This is a genomic window from Pseudoxanthomonas sp. LjRoot206 (assembly GCF_056175725.1).
On the sequence record NZ_JBGFFI010000002.1, the window covers coordinates 372,709 to 390,338 of the forward strand.

Genomic DNA, 17,630 nt, shown 5'->3' on the forward strand with positions numbered 1-17,630 from the left:
CCTCAGGCGCGCGCCTGGCTGGCATCGGGCTGCAGGATCGGCTGCGGCGCAGTGGACTTGGCGGCCTGGAAGGTCTTCCAGGTGTTCCAGGCCATCAGCAGCATGCCGGTGAACACCAGCAGGCCGCCGCCCAGGCGGACCAGGTAATAGGGGTAGGTGGCGTTCAAGGCTTCGACGAAGCTGTAGGTCAGCGTGCCGTCGGCGTTGGTGGCGCGCCACATCAGGCCCTGCATCACGCCGGCGATCCACATCGAGGCGATGTAGAACACCACGCCGAGGGTGTGCAGCCAGAAGTGGGTGTCGATGGCCTTGACCGAATGCATCTGCTCGCGGCCCAGCAGCTTCGGCAGCATCGCGTAGACCGAGCCGATGGTGATCATCGCGACCCAGCCGAGTGCGCCGGCATGCACGTGCCCGATCGTCCAGTCGGTGTAGTGGCTCAGCGAGTTGACCGTCTTGATCGACATCATGGGACCTTCGAAGGTCGACATCATGTAGAACGACAGCGAGACGATCAGGAACTTCAGGATCGGGTCGGTGCGCAGCTTGTGCCACACGCCGGAGAGCGTCATCACGCCGTTGATGGCGCCGCCCCAACTGGGCGCCAGCAGGATCAGCGAGAACACCATGCCCAGGCTCTGCGCCCAGTCCGGCAGCGCGGTGTAGTGCAGGTGGTGCGGGCCGGCCCACATGTAGATGGCGATCAGCGCCCAGAAGTGCACGATCGACAGGCGGTACGAGTAGACCGGGCGGCCGGCCTGCTTCGGCACGAAGTAGTACATCATCCCGAGGAAGCCGGCGGTCAGGAAGAAGCCCACCGCGTTGTGGCCGTACCACCATTGCACCATCGCGTCGACGGCGCCGCTGTAGATCGGATAGGAGTGCAGCAGGCCGCTCGGCAGCGCCAGGCTGTTGACGATGTGCAGCAGTGCCACGGCGATGATGTAGGCGCCGAAGAACCAGTTGGCCACGTAGATGTGCTTCACCGCGCGCCTGGCGATGGTGCCGAAGAACAGCACGGCGTAGGACACCCAGACCACCGCGATCAGCACGTCGATCGGCCAGATCAGCTCGGCGTATTCCTTGCCCTGGGTCAGGCCCAGCGGCAGCGAGACGGCGGCGGACACGATGACCAGCTGCCAGCCCCAGAACACGAAGGCGGCCAGCCTGTCGGAGATCAGCCGCACATGGCTGGTCCGCTGCACCACGTGCAGGCTGGTGGCGAACAGCGCGCAGCCGCCGAACGCGAAGATCACTGCGTTGGTGTGCAGCGGCCGCAGCCGGCCGTAGCTCAGCCAGGGCAGATCGAAATTCAGGGCCGGCCAGTACAGCTGGGCGGCGATCAGCACGCCCACCAGCATCCCCACGATGCCCCAGACCACGGTCATCACCGTGAACTGGCGTACCACCTTGTCGTTGTAAGTCCCCTGGACGCCTTGCATGCGGCCTCTCCTATTCTGGTACGGTGGATTCTCGGCCCCATTCAGCCGGGGCGCATTGATCAGGATCAACCCCTCCCGTCGCCGCGCCGACGGCCGGTAGGCCACGGGGCGCGCAGCATGCCGCGGCGCTGCACGGGACGGGATGCGACAAAGGGTCGCCCCCCTCATGGAGTGGGTGGCGTCTAGAATTCGCCTCCGACACCCGGGAGCCGCATCGCCATGCCGGACATGACCGTCGTCGAGCTTTCCCGCCTGCAGTTCGCGCTGACGGCGATGTACCACTTCCTGTTCGTCCCGCTGACACTGGGACTGTCCTTCCTGATCGCCATCATGGAGAGCGTCTACGTGATGACCGGGCGCGACATCTGGCGGCGGATGACGCTGTTCTGGGGCACGCTGTTCGGCATCAACTTCGCCATGGGCGTGGCCACCGGCATCGTCATGGAGTTCCAGTTCGGCATGAACTGGTCCTACTACAGCCATTACGTCGGCGACATCTTCGGCGCGCCGCTGGCCATCGAGGGCCTGATGGCGTTCTTCCTCGAGGCCACCTTCATCGGTCTGTTCTTCTTCGGCTGGGACAGGCTGAGCAAGGTCCAGCACCTGATGGTCACCTGGCTGGTCGCGCTGGGGTCGAACTTCTCGGCGCTGTGGATCCTGGTCGCCAACGGCTGGATGCAGAACCCGGTCGGGGCCGTGTTCAATCCCGAGACCATGCGCATGGAGATCACCGACTTCATGGCGGTGATCTTCAACCCGGTGGCGCAGGCGAAGTTCGTGCACACGGTATCGGCCGGCTACGTGACCGGCGCGATGTTCGTCATGGCGATCAGCGCTTTCTACCTGCTGCGCGGCCGCAATGCCGACTTCGCGAAGCGCTCGATGGCCGTGGCGGCGAGTTTCGGCCTGGCGTCGGCGCTGTCGGTGGTGGTGCTGGGCGACGAGAGCGGCTATGCCACCAGCGAACACCAGAAAATGAAGCTGGCCGCGATCGAGGCGATGTGGGAGACCGAGCCCGCACCGGCCGGTTTCAACGCCTTCGCCATCCCCGACCAGAAGACCCAGACCAACCACTACGCGCTGCACCTCCCCTACGTGATGGGGTTGATCGGCACGCGCTCGTTCAATACCGAGATGCCGGGCATCCTCGACCTGGTCGAGCGCGCCGAGGGCCGCATCCGCAACGGGCTGATGGGCTACGAAGCACTGCAGAAGCTGAGGGCGAACCGCCACGACGGTACGGCGCGCTACGTGTTCGAGGCGCACTGGCGCGACATCGGTCACGCCCTGCTGCTGAAGCGCTACCGCGAGGACATCGGCAACGCCACCGAGGAGGAGATCGCCAGGGCCGCGCAGGACACCGTGCCGCACGTGGCGCCGCTGTTCTGGAGTTTCCGCCTGATGGTGGGCCTGGGCTTCTACTTCATCGCCTTCTTCGCCGTCGCGTTCTACCTCGCCAGCCGGCAGCGGCTGGAGCGCTACCGCTGGTTCCTGAAGCTGGCGTTCTGGAGCCTGCCGCTGCCGTGGGTGGCGATCGAGGCCGGCTGGCTGATCGCCGAGTACGGGCGGCAGCCGTGGATCATCGATGGCGTGCTGCCGACCTTCCTCGCGGCATCGGGACTGAAGCTGCACCAGGTCATCATCACGCTCACCGGCTTCGTACTGGTCTACACGGTGCTGGCCATCATCGAGGTCTGGCTGATGCGCAAGCTGATCCTCAAAGGCCCCGAGCATCTGTCCGAACCCGCGCCGGACGCGGACGGCGTGCCGCAACCGGCCCCTGCGGGCTGACGGGAGACGACGCATGGACACCATTCCCCTCGACTACGCCACGCTGCGCCTGGTCTGGTGGCTGCTGCTGGGCATCCTGCTGATCGGCTTCGCGGTGATGGACGGCTTCGACCTGGGCATCGCGACGCTGCTGCCCGCGGTGGCGCGCACCGACGAAGAACGCCGCATCGTGCTGAACGTCATCGGCCCGGTGTGGGAAGGCAACCAGGTCTGGCTGATCCTCGGTGGCGGCGCGATCTTCGCGGCGTTCCCCCCGCTGTACGCGGTCAGCTTCTCCGGCTTCTACCTCGCGATGTTTCTGATCCTGTTCGCGCTGATCCTGCGCCCGGTCGGCTTCAAGTTCCGCAGCAAGGTGCCGGATCCGCGCTGGCGCGCCGCGTGGGACTGGGCGCTGTTCGTCAGCGGGCTGGTGCCGGCGCTGGTGTTCGGCGTGGCGATGGGCAATGTGCTGCTCGGCGTGCCGTTCCATTTCGACGACACGCTGCGGATCTTCTACGAGGGCGGGCTGTTCGGCCTGCTGACGCCCTTCGCGCTGCTGTGCGGCCTGGTCAGCGTGTCGATGCTGGTGATGCACGGCGCCGGCATGCTGGCGATGAAGACCTCCGGCGAGATCGCCGCGCGCGCGCGCCGTTACGGCAGCATCGCAGCGCTGGGTACGGCGGTGCTGTTCGTGATCGGCGGTCTCTGGGTCGCGCGCATCGACGGGTATGCGCTGCAGGTGGCGATGGATCCGGCGGGTGCATCCAATCCGCTGGCCAAGGTGGCCGTGGCGCAGCCCGGCGCCTGGATGGAGAACTACGCGCGCTGGCCGCTGGCGTGGCTGCTTCCGGTGCTGGGCGTGGCGGGGGCGCTGATGAGCGCGGTGTTGTTGCGTGCCGGACGCGCCGGACTGGCGTTCGTCTCGTCCGCCATCGCCATCGCCGCCATCATCCTGACCGAAGGCGTGGCGACCTTTCCGTTCCTGCTGCCGTCGTCCACGCAGCCCGTGTCCAGCCTGACGCTGTGGGACGCATCGTCCAGCCACATGACGCTCTTCATCATGCTGCTGGCGACGGTGGTCTTCCTGCCCATCGTCCTGCTCTACACCGCCTGGGTCTTCCGCGTGCTGCGCGGCAAGGTCGACCAGGACGGCATGGGGCGCAACCCCAACGCGTACTGAGGAGCACACCCATGTGGTACTTCAGCTGGATCCTGGGCGCCGGACTCGCGGCGAGCTTCGCCATCCTCAACGGCATGTGGTACGAGATGCGTGAGAACGACCGCGAAGCGGCCGATCGTGATCCCTGACGGCGTCCCGTCGCGTCATCGTGTGAACCCGGCCCCGGTTCGACCCGGGGCTTTTCATGCCAGGGTGACGAAGCGCCGACCTTGCACGGGGCGACGGATGCACGAGACCATGGGCTGACTCGGAGCAGAGGGAAGGATGAAGGCGATGACGAACCGCAATGCATTGCGTGCGCGGCGTGGCGTGCTGATGGCCGCACTCGTGCTGGCCCTGGGCGCCTGCAAGGGCGACGACAAGACCACCGCGGCCCCGCCGACCGATGCCAACCCGTGGCCGCAGGTCGCCTGGCCGTTCGCCGAGGATGCCGCGCTCGAGCAGCGCATCACCGACCTGATGGCGACGATGACGGTGGAGGAAAAAGTCGGCCAGCTGGTGCAGGGCGACATCGCCAGCATCACGCCGGACGACATCCGCAAGTACCGGCTCGGTTCGATCCTCGCCGGCGGCAACTCCGATCCCGGTGGACGCTACGACGCATCGCCGGCCGAGTGGCTGGCGCTGGCCGATGCGTTCTACGAAGCGTCGATGGACACCTCGCAGGGCGGCAAGGCGATCCCGGTCATCTTCGGCATCGACGCCGTGCACGGGCAGAGCAATATCGTCGGCGCCACGCTGTTCCCGCACAACATCGGTCTGGGCGCGGCGCGCAATCCCGAGCTGATCCGCCGCATCGGCGAGATCACCGCGCTGGAGACGCGTACCACCGGCATGGAGTGGACGTTCGCGCCGACCGTGGCGGTCCCGCAGGACGACCGCTGGGGGCGCACGTACGAAGGCTATTCCGAATCGCCGGACATCGTGGCCAGCTATTCCGTCGCCGTGGTGGAAGGACTGCAGGGCAAGGTAGGCACGCCCGCCTTCCTCGACGGTCGCCACGTGATCGCGTCGGTCAAGCATTTCCTCGGAGATGGCGGCACCACGAACGGCAAGGACCAGGGCGACACCAAGATCAGCGAAGCCGACCTCGTGCGCATCCATGCGGCGGGTTATCCGCCGGCGATCGCGGCCGGCGCGCAAACAGCGATGGCCTCGTTCAACAGCGTCAACGGCGAGAAGATGCACGGCCACAAGCCTTACCTCACCGACGCGCTGAAAGGCAGGATGAACTTCGGCGGCTTCGTCGTCGGCGACTGGAACGGCCACGGGCACGTCAAGGGCTGCACCACCACGGACTGCCCGGCCACGATCAATGCCGGCCTCGACATGGCGATGGCCTCGGACAGCTGGAAGGGCTTCTACGAGACCACGCTGGCGGCGGTGAAGGCGGGCACGATCAGCCAGGAGCGCCTGGACGACGCGGTGCGCCGCATCCTGCGGGTGAAGTTCCGCCTGGGCCTGTTCGACGCCGGCAAGCCATCGTCGCGCGCGGTCGGCGGGCAGTTCGCGCTGCTGGGGTCGCCCGAGCATCGCGCGGTCGCACGCCAGGCCGTGCGCGAGTCGCTGGTGCTGCTGAAGAACGCCGGCGGCGTGCTGCCGTTGTCGCCGAAGCAGCGCATCCTCGTCGCCGGCGACGGTGCCGACGACGTGGGCAAGCAGGCCGGCGGCTGGACGCTCAACTGGCAGGGCACCGGCACCACGCGCAAGGACTTCCCGAACGCCGAGACGATCTACGAAGGCATCGCGCAGCAGGCCAAGGCTGGCGGCGGCGACGCCGTCCTGTCGGTGGATGGCGCGTATACGCAGAAGCCGGACGTGGCGGTGGTGGTGTTCGGCGAGGATCCGTACGCGGAATTCCAGGGCGACCTGCAGACGCTGCTTTACAAGCCGGGCTACGACACCGACCTGCAATTGCTCAAGCGTCTGAAAGCCGAAGGCATCCCGGTGGTGGCGGTGTTCCTGAGCGGGCGTCCGCTGTGGATGAACCGCGAGATCAACGCGGCCGATGCGTTCGTCGCGGCGTGGCTGCCGGGCTCGGAAGGCGCGGGCATCGCCGACGTGCTGTTGCGCAAGGCCGACGGCAGCGTGCAGCACGACTTCAAGGGCAAGCTGAGTTTCAGCTGGCCGCGCACCGCCACGCAGTACGCCAACAACGTGGGGCAGGAAGGCTACGACCCGCTGTTCGCGTTCGGCTTCGGCCTGACCTACGCCGACAAGGGCGATCTCGCTGCGCTGCCGGAAGACTCAGGCGTGACCGGCGACGAAGGCGCGAGCGGCGTGTTCTTCGCACGTGGCGATGCCGGTGCGGGCATCGCGTTGCGGATGGAGTCCGCCGATGGCCAGGGCGTGACGGTCACCAAGGTCCCCGAAGCGCTGGACGGCGACCTGCTGCGCGTCACCGGCGTGGACCACCAGGCGCAGGAGGACGCTCGCCGCCTCGCGTGGTCCGGCAAGGGCGAGGCGATCGTGGCGCTGCAGTCCCACACCGCGCTCGACCTGCAGCGCGAAAGCAACGGCGACGTGATGCTGCTCACCACGCTGCGCGTGGACGCGGCGCCGGCAGGCGACGCCTGGCTGTCGGTCGGCTGCGGCACCGGCTGCACGGCGCGCGTGGCGCTGTCGCCGACGCTGGCGAAACTGCCGCTCGGCCAGTGGACGCGCGTCGGCGTGCCGCTGAAGTGCCTGACGAAGGCCGGTGCCGATATCACCAAGCTCGACCGCCCGTGGTCGATCGCCACGGGCGGCGCGATGACGGTCGCCGTCTCGCGCGTGGCGCTCGGCGCGCTGGACCAGGCGGACGTCACGGTCGACTGCCCGCGCTGAGGCTCGCGGCAACGGAGGCCCCGGTTCACGTCGGGGCTCTCGCTGATTGGCGGGAAGGCGGGGCACTGTGCCGCGCGACGTCCTGCGCGTAGGCTTGGCTGGCGCCGTCCACACGGCGCGACCATCGACGGGAACGCCATGCCGGACACCGCCAGCCTCCTTCCCCTGGAACGCGCACGTGCGCTGCCCGCCCGCTACTACAGCGGCGAGGCGACGCTGGCGCTGGAGCGGGCGGCGGTGTTCCAGCGCAGCTGGCAGCTGGTCGCCCACCAAGGGCAACTGGCGGATCCCGGCGACCACATCGTCGAACAGGTCGGCGGCGTGCCGGTGCTGGTGGTGCGCGGGCAGGACGGCGTGCTGCGCGCCTTCCCCAACGTGTGCCGGCACCGCGGGGGTCCGCTGGCGCTGTGCAACGGCAAGGGCTCACGCGCCTTGCACTGCAAGTACCACGGCTGGAGCTATGCGCTGGACGGCCAGCTGCGAAGCGCGCCGGAAATGCAGGGCGCCGCCGATTTCGACGTCAGGGACATCCATCTGCCACCGCTGCGCGTGCACGCCTGGCAGGGACTGGTGTTCGTCGCCGTGCACGAGGATGCGCCGGGATTCGACGACGTCTACGGCGGCATCGCCGAACGCATCGCGCCGATCGACCTGGCCGCGATGCGCTTCCACCGCCGTGACAGCTACGACATCGCCTGTAACTGGAAGGTCTACGTGGACAACTTCCTCGAGGGCTACCACCTGCCGCACGTGCATCCCGGCCTGTCGAAGGTGCTGGACTACCGCGCCTACGACACCGAACTGTTCCCGTGGCATTCGCTGCAGCATTCGCCGCTGCGCGACAGCGGCGATCTCTACGGCGATGGCGATGCGTTCTACTACTTCGTCTATCCCAACGTGATGCTCAACATCATGCCGGGGCGCCTGCAGACCAACCGCATCCTGCCGCTGGGGCCGGACCGCTGCAGGGTGGAGTTCGACTCCTACTACGCGCAGGACGATGCGGCGCAGGCGCGCATCGCCAACGACCAGGCCTTCAGCGACGAGGTGCAGGACGAAGACATCCGCATCTGCGAAGCGGTGCAACGGGGCCTCGCGTCGGGTTTCTACGAGGCGGGCCGGCTGTGCCCGAAGCGCGAAAGCGGCGTGTGGCATTTCCACAACCTGCTGAGGGGCGTGTATTGAATCCCGCCGCGCCTCCGCGCGACGGCCGGAAGATCGGCTTCTGGACCTGCACCGCGCTGGTGGTGGGCAACACCATCGGCATGGGCATCTTCGTGCTGCCCGCCTCGATGGCGCCGCTGGGCTACAACGCGCTGCTGGGCTGGGGCATCACCGTGCTCGGCTGCCTAGCGTTGGCCCGTGTGCTGGCGCAGCTGGCGCGCCTGCTGCCCGGCGCGGATGGTCCCTACGGTTACGTGCGGCACACGCTGGGCGGGCTGCCGGCCTACGCGGTGCTGTGGTCGTACTGGGTGTCGAACTGGATCACGCTCGCCGCGCTCGCCACCGGCGTGGTCGGTTACGCCGCGGCGATCTTCCCCGCGCTGGCGCGCGTGCCGCCGGCCCTGCTGTGCCTGGGCGTGCTGTGGCTGTTCGTCTGCATCAACCTCCTCGGCGTGCGCAGCGGTGGCCGCGTGCAGGTGGTGACCACGGTGATGAAGCTGCTGCCGATGCTGGCCGTGGCAGGACTCGGGGCGTGGATGCTGCTGCAGTCGCCGGGATCGTTCGCCGCGCATCCGCCGGCGAAACCGATCAGCCTCGGCGATGCGATGGCTGCGTCGACGCTGGCACTGTTCGCCATGCTCGGCCTCGAGTCGGCGACGGTCCCCGCATCGAAGGTCGCCGATCCGGGGCGCACCATCCCGCGCGCGACCCTGGTGGGCACCGGTCTCACCGCCGGCATCTACCTGGTGGTGTCCGCCGTGCCGCTGCTGTTGCTGCCGCATGCCGAACTTGCCCAGTCCAGCGCGCCGTTCGCGCTGGTGATGGAGCGCTTCGCCGGTGAAGGCACGGGTCGCTGGATCGCCCTGTTCGTCGTGATCAGCGGCCTGGGGGCCTTGAACGGCTGGACGCTGCTGAGCGGCGAGATGATGCGCACGATGGCGGAGAACGGCACGATGCCGAAGGCGCTGGCGTGGAGCAACCGTTTCGGCGCGCCCACCGGCGCCCTGGTGCTGACGGCATCGCTGGCCAGCGCCATGGTGCTGATGAACTACAGCGAATCCGCGGTGGCCGGCTTCACCTTCCTCAGTACCGTGGTCACCGCCGCCAACCTGCCGCTGTACCTGGGCTGCTCGCTCGCCCTCGGCGTGCTGTGGTGGCGCGGCCATCGCGATGCCGGACGCGACCTGATTGGCGCCGCCGTCGCGGGCGTGGCCTATACGGTGTTCGCCTTCATCGGCATGGGCGCGCAGCCGTTCTGGCTGGCACTGGCACTGATGGCGGCGGGCCTGCCGCTGTACGTCTTCCTGCGCCGTCGCCGCGGCAGTGCGGTGCAGGATGCGTGATCCGCGCTACGACATCCTGTTCGAGCCGGTCCGCATCGGACCGGTGACGACGAAGAACCGCTTCTTCCAGGTGCCGCACTGCAACGGCATGGGCCATGCGATGCCGCTGGCGCACGCGGCCATGCGCGAGGTGAAGGCGGAGGGTGGCTGGGGCGTGGTGTCGACGGAAGAGTGCGAGATCCACCCCAGCAGCGACCTGACCCCGTACGTCGAGGCGCGGCTGTGGGACGACCGCGACATCCCCGCGCTCGCGCTGATGTGCGACAGGGTGCACGCGCACGGCGCGCTCGCCGCGCTGGAGCTGTCGCACAACGGGCCGACCGCCTCCAACCTCTACTCGCGCGAAGTGCTGCTGGCACCGTCGCACCAGCCGTCAAAGTACGGCTATCCCGCGCAGGCGCGCGCGATGGACCTGCACGACATCGCCGAGTACCGCCGCTGGCACCGTGAGGCCGCGGTGCGCGGCATGAAGGCGGGCATGGACATCGTCTACGTCTACGCCGCGCACGACCTGTCGCTGCCGATGCACTTCCTGCAGCGCCGCCGCAACCAGCGCAGCGACGCCTACGGCGGCTCGCTCGAGAACCGCGTGCGCCTGCTGCGCGAGGTGCTGCAGGACACGCGCGAGGCGGTCGGCCATCGCTGCGCCGTCGCGTTGCGCTTCGCCACCGAGGAACTGCTGGGGCCGGGCGGGGTGGAGCTGGCGGAAGCGCAGGACATCGTCGGCATCCTGGCCGAGCTGCCCGACCTGTGGGACGTCAACCTCGCCGCCTGGTACAACGACTCGGTGCCGTCGCGCTTCGCCCGCGAAGGCGCGCAGGAACCCTTCATCGACTTCGTCCGCAAGACGACCAGCAAGCCCGTCGTCGGCGTGGGCCGTTTCACCTCGCCCGACACGATGGTGTCGCAGATCCGCCGCGGGGTGATCGACCTGATCGGCGCGGCACGGCCGTCGATCGCCGATCCCTACCTGCCGCGCAAGATCGAGGAAGGTCGCGTCGACGACATCCGCGAATGCATCGGCTGCAACATCTGCGTGTCCGGCGACATGACCATCTCGCCGATCCGCTGCACGCAGAACCCGAGCATGGGCGAGGAGTGGCGCAAGGGCTGGCATCCGGAGCGGATCGCCGCGAAGGCGAGCGAGTCGCGCGTGCTGGTCGTCGGGGGCGGACCGGCCGGACTGGAAGCAGCGCGTGCGCTGGGCCAGCGCGGCTACGAGGTCCATCTGGCGGAGGCGCGGCACGAACTCGGCGGGCGCGTGACCCGCGAAACGCGCCTGCCGGGCCTGGCGGAGTGGGCGCGCGTGCGCGACTGGCGGCTCGGGCAGATCGGCAAGCGGGCGAACATCAGTACCTACCTCGACTCCGCGCTTACCGCTCAGGACGTGCTCGACTTCGGCGCGGACCATGTCGTCATCGCCACCGGCTGCCACTGGCGGCGCGACGGCTTCGGCCGCAGCCACGGGCTGGGCATCGCCGACTTCATCGACAACCCGCGCGTGTTCACTCCGGACGACCTGATGGACGGGCGCTGGCCCGAGGGCCGCGTGGTGGTCTACGACGACGACTACTTCTACACCGCCAGTGTCGTCGCCGAGGCGTTGCGCGTTCGCGGCACCGAGGTGACGTACCTGACCCCGGACGACACCATCGCCTCGTGGAGCGCGAACACGCTGGACTACCGCCATATCCGGTGGCGCATGGCCGAACTCGGCGTATCGCAGTGCGTGTCGCACATGGTCGGCGGTTACGTCGGTACCACGCTGACGCTGGAGCAGGTCTGGAGTGGCGCGACATCCACGATCGACTGTGATGCGTTGGTGGTGGTCACCTCACGCCTGCCCGACGATTCGCTGTACCAGGCGCTGAAGGTGCGCGAGCCCGAGTGGGCCGATGCCGGCATCCGCAGCGTGTCCTGCATCGGTGATGCGCTGGCGCCGGGCCTGATCGCACATGCGGTCTATGCCGGTCATCGCTATGCGCAGGAGCTCGATGCCCCGCGCGACGGCGACGTGTCGTTCAAGCGTCACTTCCATCACGACGCGCCAATGCCGGGGTGACGGGTCGGGCGGGGGTACCGAACGTCACTACTGCCGCGCGCGGTTTGACGGCATCATCGGCCGTGGCAGGCGCCGCCGCCTGCGCGCCATCCCGGCATGGAGATCCGCAGTGAATCGAATCACGACCGTCCTGTCTGTTCTGCTGGCCATTCCCTCGGCGCAGGCCGTGGAACTTCCTCGTCTGTTTTCCGACGGCATGGTCGTGCAGCGCGACCAGCCGGTGCAGGTATGGGGCCATGCCACGCCGGGTGCCCGCGTCGCGGTGACGTTCGCCGGCGCCGGGGCCGTCGCCACCCAGGCCGACGAGGACGGACGCTGGTCGCTGGAGCTGCCGGCGCAGACCGCCGGTGGACCGCACGTGATGCGCATCGACGACGGCACGCAGCCGCGCGTGCTGCAGGATGTGCTGGTCGGCGACGTGTGGCTGGCCAGCGGGCAGTCGAACATGGAATGGACGATCGCGCAGTCGGCCGATGCCCAGGCCGAGATCGCGCGCGCCACCGATCCGCAGATCCGCCATTTCAAGATCCCGAGGGCGTGGGCGGGCACGCCGCAGGACCAGCTGCCCGGTGGCGAGTGGGTGGCTTCGTCGCCGCAGGCCGCGGGCAGCTTCTCCGCGGTCGCGCACTTCTTCGCGCGCGAGCTGCGCAAGGTCACCGGCGTGCCGATCGGCATCATCGACAGCACTTGGGGCGGCAGCCGTATCGAAGCCTGGATGGATGCGCCGTCGCAGCGACTGGACGAACAGGCGCTGGCGGAGCGGATCGCGAACCTGCAGTCGGAGGACGAGCGCGCGCTGGTGCAAACGCGGCAGCATCTCGCACGCTGGAGCCTGCCGGCCGATGACGCGGACTGGCAGGCGCCGAAACTCAAGACCTCCACGTGGGTGCCGATTGCGGTCCCGTCGCGGTGGGAAGCCGTGGGCTGGAACGGCATGGACGGCGTGGCGTGGTACCGCACCACGTTCACCCTGACCGCGGCCGAAGCGGCTGCAGGCGTCACCCTGGGCGTAGGCCGCATCGACGATTCCGATACCACCTGGGTCAACGGCACGCAGGTCGGCGAAACCCGCATGCAGCACGACCAGCCGCGTCGCTACACGGTGCCCGCCTCGGCCCTGCGCAAGGGCATCAACCATGTCGCCGTGCGGGTGACGGATACCGGCGGTGGCGGCGGCATCCATGGCGAGGCCGCCGAGGTCTTCGTGCAGCCGCAGGGCGGCGCCACGCGTGCGCTGGCGGACTGGGTGTTCCGGCCAAGCAAGGTCAGCGTCGCCCTCGATGATGGCAAGAACCAACATCCCACGCTGCTGTACAACGCGATGATCCACCCGTTGCAGCCCTACGCGCTGCGCGGCGTGATCTGGTACCAGGGCGAATCGAACGCGGACACGGTCGCCGACGCGCTGCGCTACCGTCTGCAGTTCCCGGCGCTGATCGAACAGTGGCGGGCGCAATGGCGTACGCAATGGGATGCGCCGAGCCTGCCGTTCCTGTGGGTCCAGCTCGCCAACTTCTCGTCCGGCAAGGACCAGGGCGACGCGAGTCCGTGGGCGACGTTGCGCGAGGCGCAGTCGATGACGCTGTGGATGCCGGGCGCCGCGCAGGCGGTCGCGATCGACATCGGCGATCCGGCCGACATCCATCCGCGCAACAAGCAGGAGGTCGGCCGGCGCCTGGCGCTGGCGGCGCGCAACGTGGCGTACGGCGAAGCGGTCGCGTTCCACGGCCCAGTGCCGCAGTACACCCGCTTCGAAGGCGGTGCGGCGCACGTGGAGTTCGGTACCTCGGGCGGAACGCTGGCGGTTCGCGGCGGCGGAATGCGCGTGCACGGCTTCGCGCTGGCCGGCGTCGACCAGGTATTCCATCCGGCGGAAGCGACCGTACAGGAGGGGCGCGTGGTCGTACGCAGCAAGGCGGTGCCGCGTCCGGCGGCGGTGCGCTACGGCTGGTCCGACAATCCGGCCGATGCCGACCTGATCAACACCGACCAGTTGCCCGCCTCGCCGTTCCGCAGCGACAACTGGTGAGCGACGCCGGATCGCCGCGCGCCGCCGCGCGCCGCCTCGCGGCGGTACACGGCGGTTGTCGCGTTTACTTGGTGACGACCAGCTTGCCCTTCATCAGGGTGGAGTGGCCGGGGAAGCTGCAGAAGAAGCTGTAGTCGCCGCCGGCGGTGAGCTTCTTGCCGGGGAAGGTGACCTTGGTCTTCTGGCCGCCGCCGACCAGCGAGGTGTGCGCGACCACGCGCGCGTCGTTGGCCTGCACGTAGGCGCCGGCCGCGCCGGCCTTCATGCCGTCACGGGCGATGCCGGCGAGGTCGGCGGTCTTCGAGACGACGACGTTGTGGCCCATGGCGGTGACCGGCAGCTTGCCGCTGTGGGTCAGTTCGATGGTGATGGTCGGGCAGCTGGCGGAGACGGTGGCCTCCTTCAGGTCGAACTTCATGGCGTCGTCGCCCTTGAGGCTGACGGTGCAGTTGCCGGCGGCCTGTGCCATGCTGGCGGCGCTGAGCAGGGCGATGGTGGCGAAGGTTCGGGAAAGCGTCATGGCGGAACTCCTGGGATAGGCGTCGATGGGGAAGGGCTCGGCGGCCATGTCATCACGGCACTCCATGCGCGGCCTTGATCAGAATCAAGGTCGCCCGTGACGTATGCGCCTACGCTCCGGCCATCGGCGACGCGCATCCCCGCACGCTAGCGCTGGAATTCCGCTGCGATCGGCTTCGACATCAGCTTCCACGCAATCCATCCGAACAGCGCGCCGAACACGAGGGCGAAGAGCGCGCTGACGACGCCGGTCACGACGAAGAAGAACCCCATCTCCGGCATGCCGTGCTGGCTGGTGGCGGAGAACTGCGCATGGATGGACGAGAAGATGCTGGCCTGGATTCCCAGTCCCACGACCTGCCAGAGGACGGTGAGCACCATCAGCGCGACGAAGCCCAGCCGCGCCCAGTTGAGGCGCTTCAGCAGGCCGATCGACACGACGAGCGTGACGAGGTTGGCCAGCAGCGCGCCGAGGAAGATCCACTGCATGTGTTCGAACACGAAGAGTGCCATGGGAGGAAACCCTGGCTCCGATGGCGCAGCCTGCAGCAGCGGCCCGAACTCTCCGCTGCGCAACATGGTACGTATGAGGATGTTCTGCAGGATCCCGAAGAACGCGCCGAATCCCGACAGTGCGATGAAGGTCCATGCCACCACGGTGACGAAGGTGGATCGTTGACGGACGTCTGCCATGGTTCCTCCCCGAACCAGTCTGCAGCCAGCATGATAGGGCAGCCGCGTTGCCCGCCTGGCGTTCTTGCTTTGCTGACCCCACTACGGATCCCATCAATGGCAGGCGCCTCTGCGGCCCGATGCCCGGGCCCCGCCGCCTCGCCTGCGCCCATGGCAATTCGCACAGGGCAGCACTAGGCTGGTCGCCCCGTTCGGACGGATCAGGAAACGGCGTGATCGGTTACCACGAGGCGGTGGCACGGCTGCGTGAAGGCGCGGGCCTGCTCGGCACGGAGCGCGTGGCGCTGCGCGATGCCGTCGGCCGCGTGCTCGCCCGTGACGTCGCCAGTCCGCTGGCGCTGCCGCCGTTCGACAACGCCGCGATGGACGGCGTCGCGCTGGCGTCGGCCGGGCGAACGCCGGCGGCGGGCAGCGAGTGGGAGATAACCGCGCGCATCGGCGCCGGCGAAGCCGCGCCGGAAGACGATGGCAACGCCTGGGAGATCATGACCGGTGCCGCCTTGCCCGCGCGCGCCGATACGGTCGTCCCGGTCGAAGATATCGAGCGCCTGCCGTCGCGCATCCGCCTGCGTGAGGACGCGCGGGTCGGCGCGAACATCCGCCGTTGCGGCGAGGACGTGCAGCAGGATCAGCCGCTGCTGCGTGGCGGTGCGCTGATCGACACGGCGCAGCTGATGTTGCTGGCCGGTGTCGGAATCGACGCCATCGAGGTCGCACGACGTCCGCGCGTGGCCCTGCTGGCGACGGGCCGCGAGATCGTCGCGGCGGGCGACGCGCTGCCGGCGGGCGGTATCCACGATGCAACCTCGCCGTACCTGCAGGCGGTCGCGGCGGCGGCGGGCGCCGACCTGGTCCGCATCGTGCGTGTCGGCGACGACGTCGCGAAGTTCCACGCCGAGCTGGAGGACGCGCTCGCCGATGGTGTCGATCTGGTGCTCAGCACTGGAGCGGTATCGAAGGGCTGTTACGACTTCGTTCCGTCTGCGCTCGATGCGAGCGCTGCCGAACCGCTATTCCATGGCGTGGCGATGCGGCCCGGCAAACCGATGCTGGCGGCGCGCCTGCACGAAGGCGCGATGTTCGTCGGCCTGCCGGGTAACCCGTTGTCGGCCGCGGTGGGCTTCCGCTTCCTCGTCGAACCGCTGCTGCGCGCCTGGCTGGGCATGGCGCCCGAACCGGAACGCTGGCTGCCGCTGGCCGCCGACTTCGCCAAGCGCGCGGGGTTGCACGCCGTCTTCCACGGCGCGCTGCGCGACGCGGGCGACGGTCGCCTGCAAGCCTGCGTCGCCGACGCCCAGGCCTCGTTCCGCGTGCTGCCGTTCTCGCAGTCGTCGGTGTGGATCACGCTGCCGGCAGACACGGACCGCGTCGCCATGGGCACGCGCGTGCAAGTGCATGGGCACGGCCATCTGCGGTTACCGTCGTGGAGCCCGGCATGACAGTCACATTGCGCGCGGTACTGCTCGCGGGCGGACGTTCATCGCGCATGGGCACCGACAAGGCCTTGCTGCCCTGGGGCGACGGCACGCTGCTCGCGCACATGCACGCGCTGTTGCACGCCGCGGGGGCCGACGAGGTGGTCGTCAGTGGCGACCGTCCCGATCTCCGGGGCGTGCCGGACGTGCGACCCGGCACCGGCCCGATGGGCGCGCTCGCGCAACTCGCGCCGCAGATGCGGGACGGCGCCTGGCTGGTGGTGCCGGTGGACATGCCCTTGCTGTCGGTGGAGCTGATCCACGCGCTGCTGGCAACGGCATCGGACTGCGCCTGCGTGGAGGACCATCCGTTGCCGATGGTGCTGCGGATCGATGCCGACGTGCGCACCGCGATGGATGACATCGGCAATCGCGACGGACGCGAACGCTCGTTGCGCGCGCTGCAGCAGCGCCTGCATGCGACGCAACTGCCGGCATCGCCATGGCGACACCAGCTGCGGAACTGCAATACGCCGGACGACTGGGGCGCGCTCGGGGCGATGCGCTGAGCGGCCTCGGCCGGATCAGCCGTGCAGCTTGATCGCGGTCTCCGCCACCACGCGGCCCTGGTAGCGCGCACCTTTCAGTTCGTTCTCCGACGGCTGCCGCGAGCCGTCGCCGCCGGCGATCGTGCTGGCGCCATACGGCGAGCCGCCGGTGATTTCGTCCAGCGTCATCTGTCCGGCGTGGCCGTAATCCAGTCCGACGATCACCATGCCGAAATGCAGCAGGTTGGTGATGATCGAGAACAGCGTGGTCTCCTGGCCGCCGTGCTGGGTGGCGGTGGAGGTGAAGGCGGCGCCGACCTTGCCGTGCAGCGCGCCGCGCGACCACAGGCCGCCGGCCTGGTCGAGGAAGTTGGCCATCTGCGAACTCATGCGGCCGAAGCGCGTGCCGGTGCCGACGATGATCGCGTCGTAGTCAGCCAGTTCCGCGATCGTCGCGACCGGTGCGGGCTGGTCGAGCTTGTAGTGCGACGCGCGCGCGACTTCGTCCGGTACCAGTTCCGGCACACGCTTGATGTCGACCTGCGCGCCGGCGCCGGTCGCGCCCTCGGCGACGGCCTGCGCCATGGTTTCGATGTGCCCGTAGGCGGAGTAGTACAGCACCAGGATCCTGGCCATCGG

At 68.7% G+C, this 17,630-nt stretch carries 14 protein-coding genes; 10 read left to right on the top strand and 4 right to left on the bottom strand.

The annotated features are described in order from the left end of the window. Positions 1–2: 2 nt before the first annotated feature. Positions 3–1,442, bottom strand: coding sequence for a cytochrome-c oxidase, cbb3-type subunit I (gene ccoN / locus AC04MD_RS06375; protein ID WP_475496458.1), 1,440 nt, complete (start codon positions 1,440–1,442; stop codon positions 3–5). Positions 1,443–1,661: 219 nt separating this feature from the next. Here ccoN and AC04MD_RS06380 point away from each other — a divergent pair, with 219 nt between their 5' ends. The 8 genes from AC04MD_RS06380 to AC04MD_RS06415 all read left to right on the top strand — a co-directional run bounded on the left by AC04MD_RS06380 (position 1,662) and on the right by AC04MD_RS06415 (position 13,816). Continuing rightward, a complete protein-coding gene (locus AC04MD_RS06380; RefSeq protein WP_475496459.1) occupies positions 1,662–3,233 on the top strand; it encodes a cytochrome ubiquinol oxidase subunit I in 1,572 nt (523 codons plus the stop codon). Positions 3,234–3,246: 13 nt separating this feature from the next. Next, positions 3,247–4,392, top strand: coding sequence for a cytochrome d ubiquinol oxidase subunit II (gene cydB / locus AC04MD_RS06385; RefSeq protein WP_475496460.1), 1,146 nt, complete (start codon positions 3,247–3,249; stop codon positions 4,390–4,392). An 11-nt stretch (positions 4,393–4,403) separates the two neighbouring features. After that, positions 4,404–4,520, top strand: a complete 117-nt coding sequence (gene cydX, locus AC04MD_RS06390; RefSeq protein ID WP_475496461.1) for a cytochrome bd-I oxidase subunit CydX — start codon at positions 4,404–4,406, stop codon at positions 4,518–4,520. Positions 4,521–4,665: 145 nt separating this feature from the next. After that, positions 4,666–7,218, top strand: a complete 2,553-nt coding sequence (locus AC04MD_RS06395; RefSeq protein WP_475496462.1) for a glycoside hydrolase family 3 protein — start codon at positions 4,666–4,668, stop codon at positions 7,216–7,218. A 138-nt stretch (positions 7,219–7,356) separates the two neighbouring features. Beyond that, positions 7,357–8,403 carry an aromatic ring-hydroxylating oxygenase subunit alpha gene (locus AC04MD_RS06400; protein WP_475496463.1) on the top strand — a complete coding sequence of 349 codons (1,047 nt, stop codon included), beginning with the start codon at positions 7,357–7,359 and terminating at the stop codon, positions 8,401–8,403. Beyond that, a complete protein-coding gene (locus AC04MD_RS06405) occupies positions 8,400–9,725 on the top strand; it encodes an APC family permease (protein WP_475496464.1) in 1,326 nt (441 codons plus the stop codon). Before AC04MD_RS06400 ends, AC04MD_RS06405 begins: the two co-directional genes overlap by 4 nt. Continuing rightward, positions 9,718–11,787: an oxidoreductase gene (locus AC04MD_RS06410; RefSeq protein ID WP_475496465.1), complete on the top strand. Its 2,070-nt coding sequence runs from the start codon at positions 9,718–9,720 to the stop codon at positions 11,785–11,787. The genes AC04MD_RS06405 and AC04MD_RS06410 overlap by 8 nt, the downstream gene beginning before the upstream one ends. Before the next feature lie 196 nt (positions 11,788–11,983). Next, positions 11,984–13,816, top strand: a complete 1,833-nt coding sequence (locus tag AC04MD_RS06415; protein WP_475496965.1) for a sialate O-acetylesterase — start codon at positions 11,984–11,986, stop codon at positions 13,814–13,816. Between the two features lie 64 nt (positions 13,817–13,880). On the opposite strand, the gene azu is transcribed toward AC04MD_RS06415, so the two are convergent. Both azu and AC04MD_RS06425 read right to left on the bottom strand, forming a co-directional pair. Beyond that, positions 13,881–14,336: an azurin gene (gene azu, locus AC04MD_RS06420; protein ID WP_475496466.1), complete on the bottom strand. Its 456-nt coding sequence runs from the start codon at positions 14,334–14,336 to the stop codon at positions 13,881–13,883. Positions 14,337–14,482: 146 nt separating this feature from the next. Beyond that, entirely contained in the window at positions 14,483–15,028 is a 546-nt protein-coding gene (locus AC04MD_RS06425) for a hypothetical protein (RefSeq protein ID WP_475496467.1), read from the bottom strand. A gap of 212 nt (positions 15,029–15,240) precedes the next feature. On the opposite strand from AC04MD_RS06425, the gene AC04MD_RS06430 reads away from it, so the two are divergent. Beyond that, a complete protein-coding gene (locus AC04MD_RS06430; protein WP_475496468.1) occupies positions 15,241–16,467 on the top strand; it encodes a molybdopterin molybdotransferase MoeA in 1,227 nt (408 codons plus the stop codon). Then, complete coding sequence (mobA, locus tag AC04MD_RS06435; protein ID WP_475496469.1) at positions 16,464–17,012, top strand: molybdenum cofactor guanylyltransferase; 549 nt, start codon at positions 16,464–16,466, stop codon at positions 17,010–17,012. The genes AC04MD_RS06430 and mobA overlap by 4 nt, the downstream gene beginning before the upstream one ends. A 15-nt stretch (positions 17,013–17,027) precedes the next feature. Here the strand turns inward: mobA and wrbA are convergent, their stop codons facing one another. Then, the gene (gene wrbA, locus AC04MD_RS06440; protein WP_475496470.1) at positions 17,028–17,627 is read right to left on the bottom strand and encodes an NAD(P)H:quinone oxidoreductase; all 600 of its coding nucleotides are present in this window, start codon (positions 17,625–17,627) and stop codon (positions 17,028–17,030) included. Between the last annotated feature and the right edge of the window lie 3 nt (positions 17,628–17,630).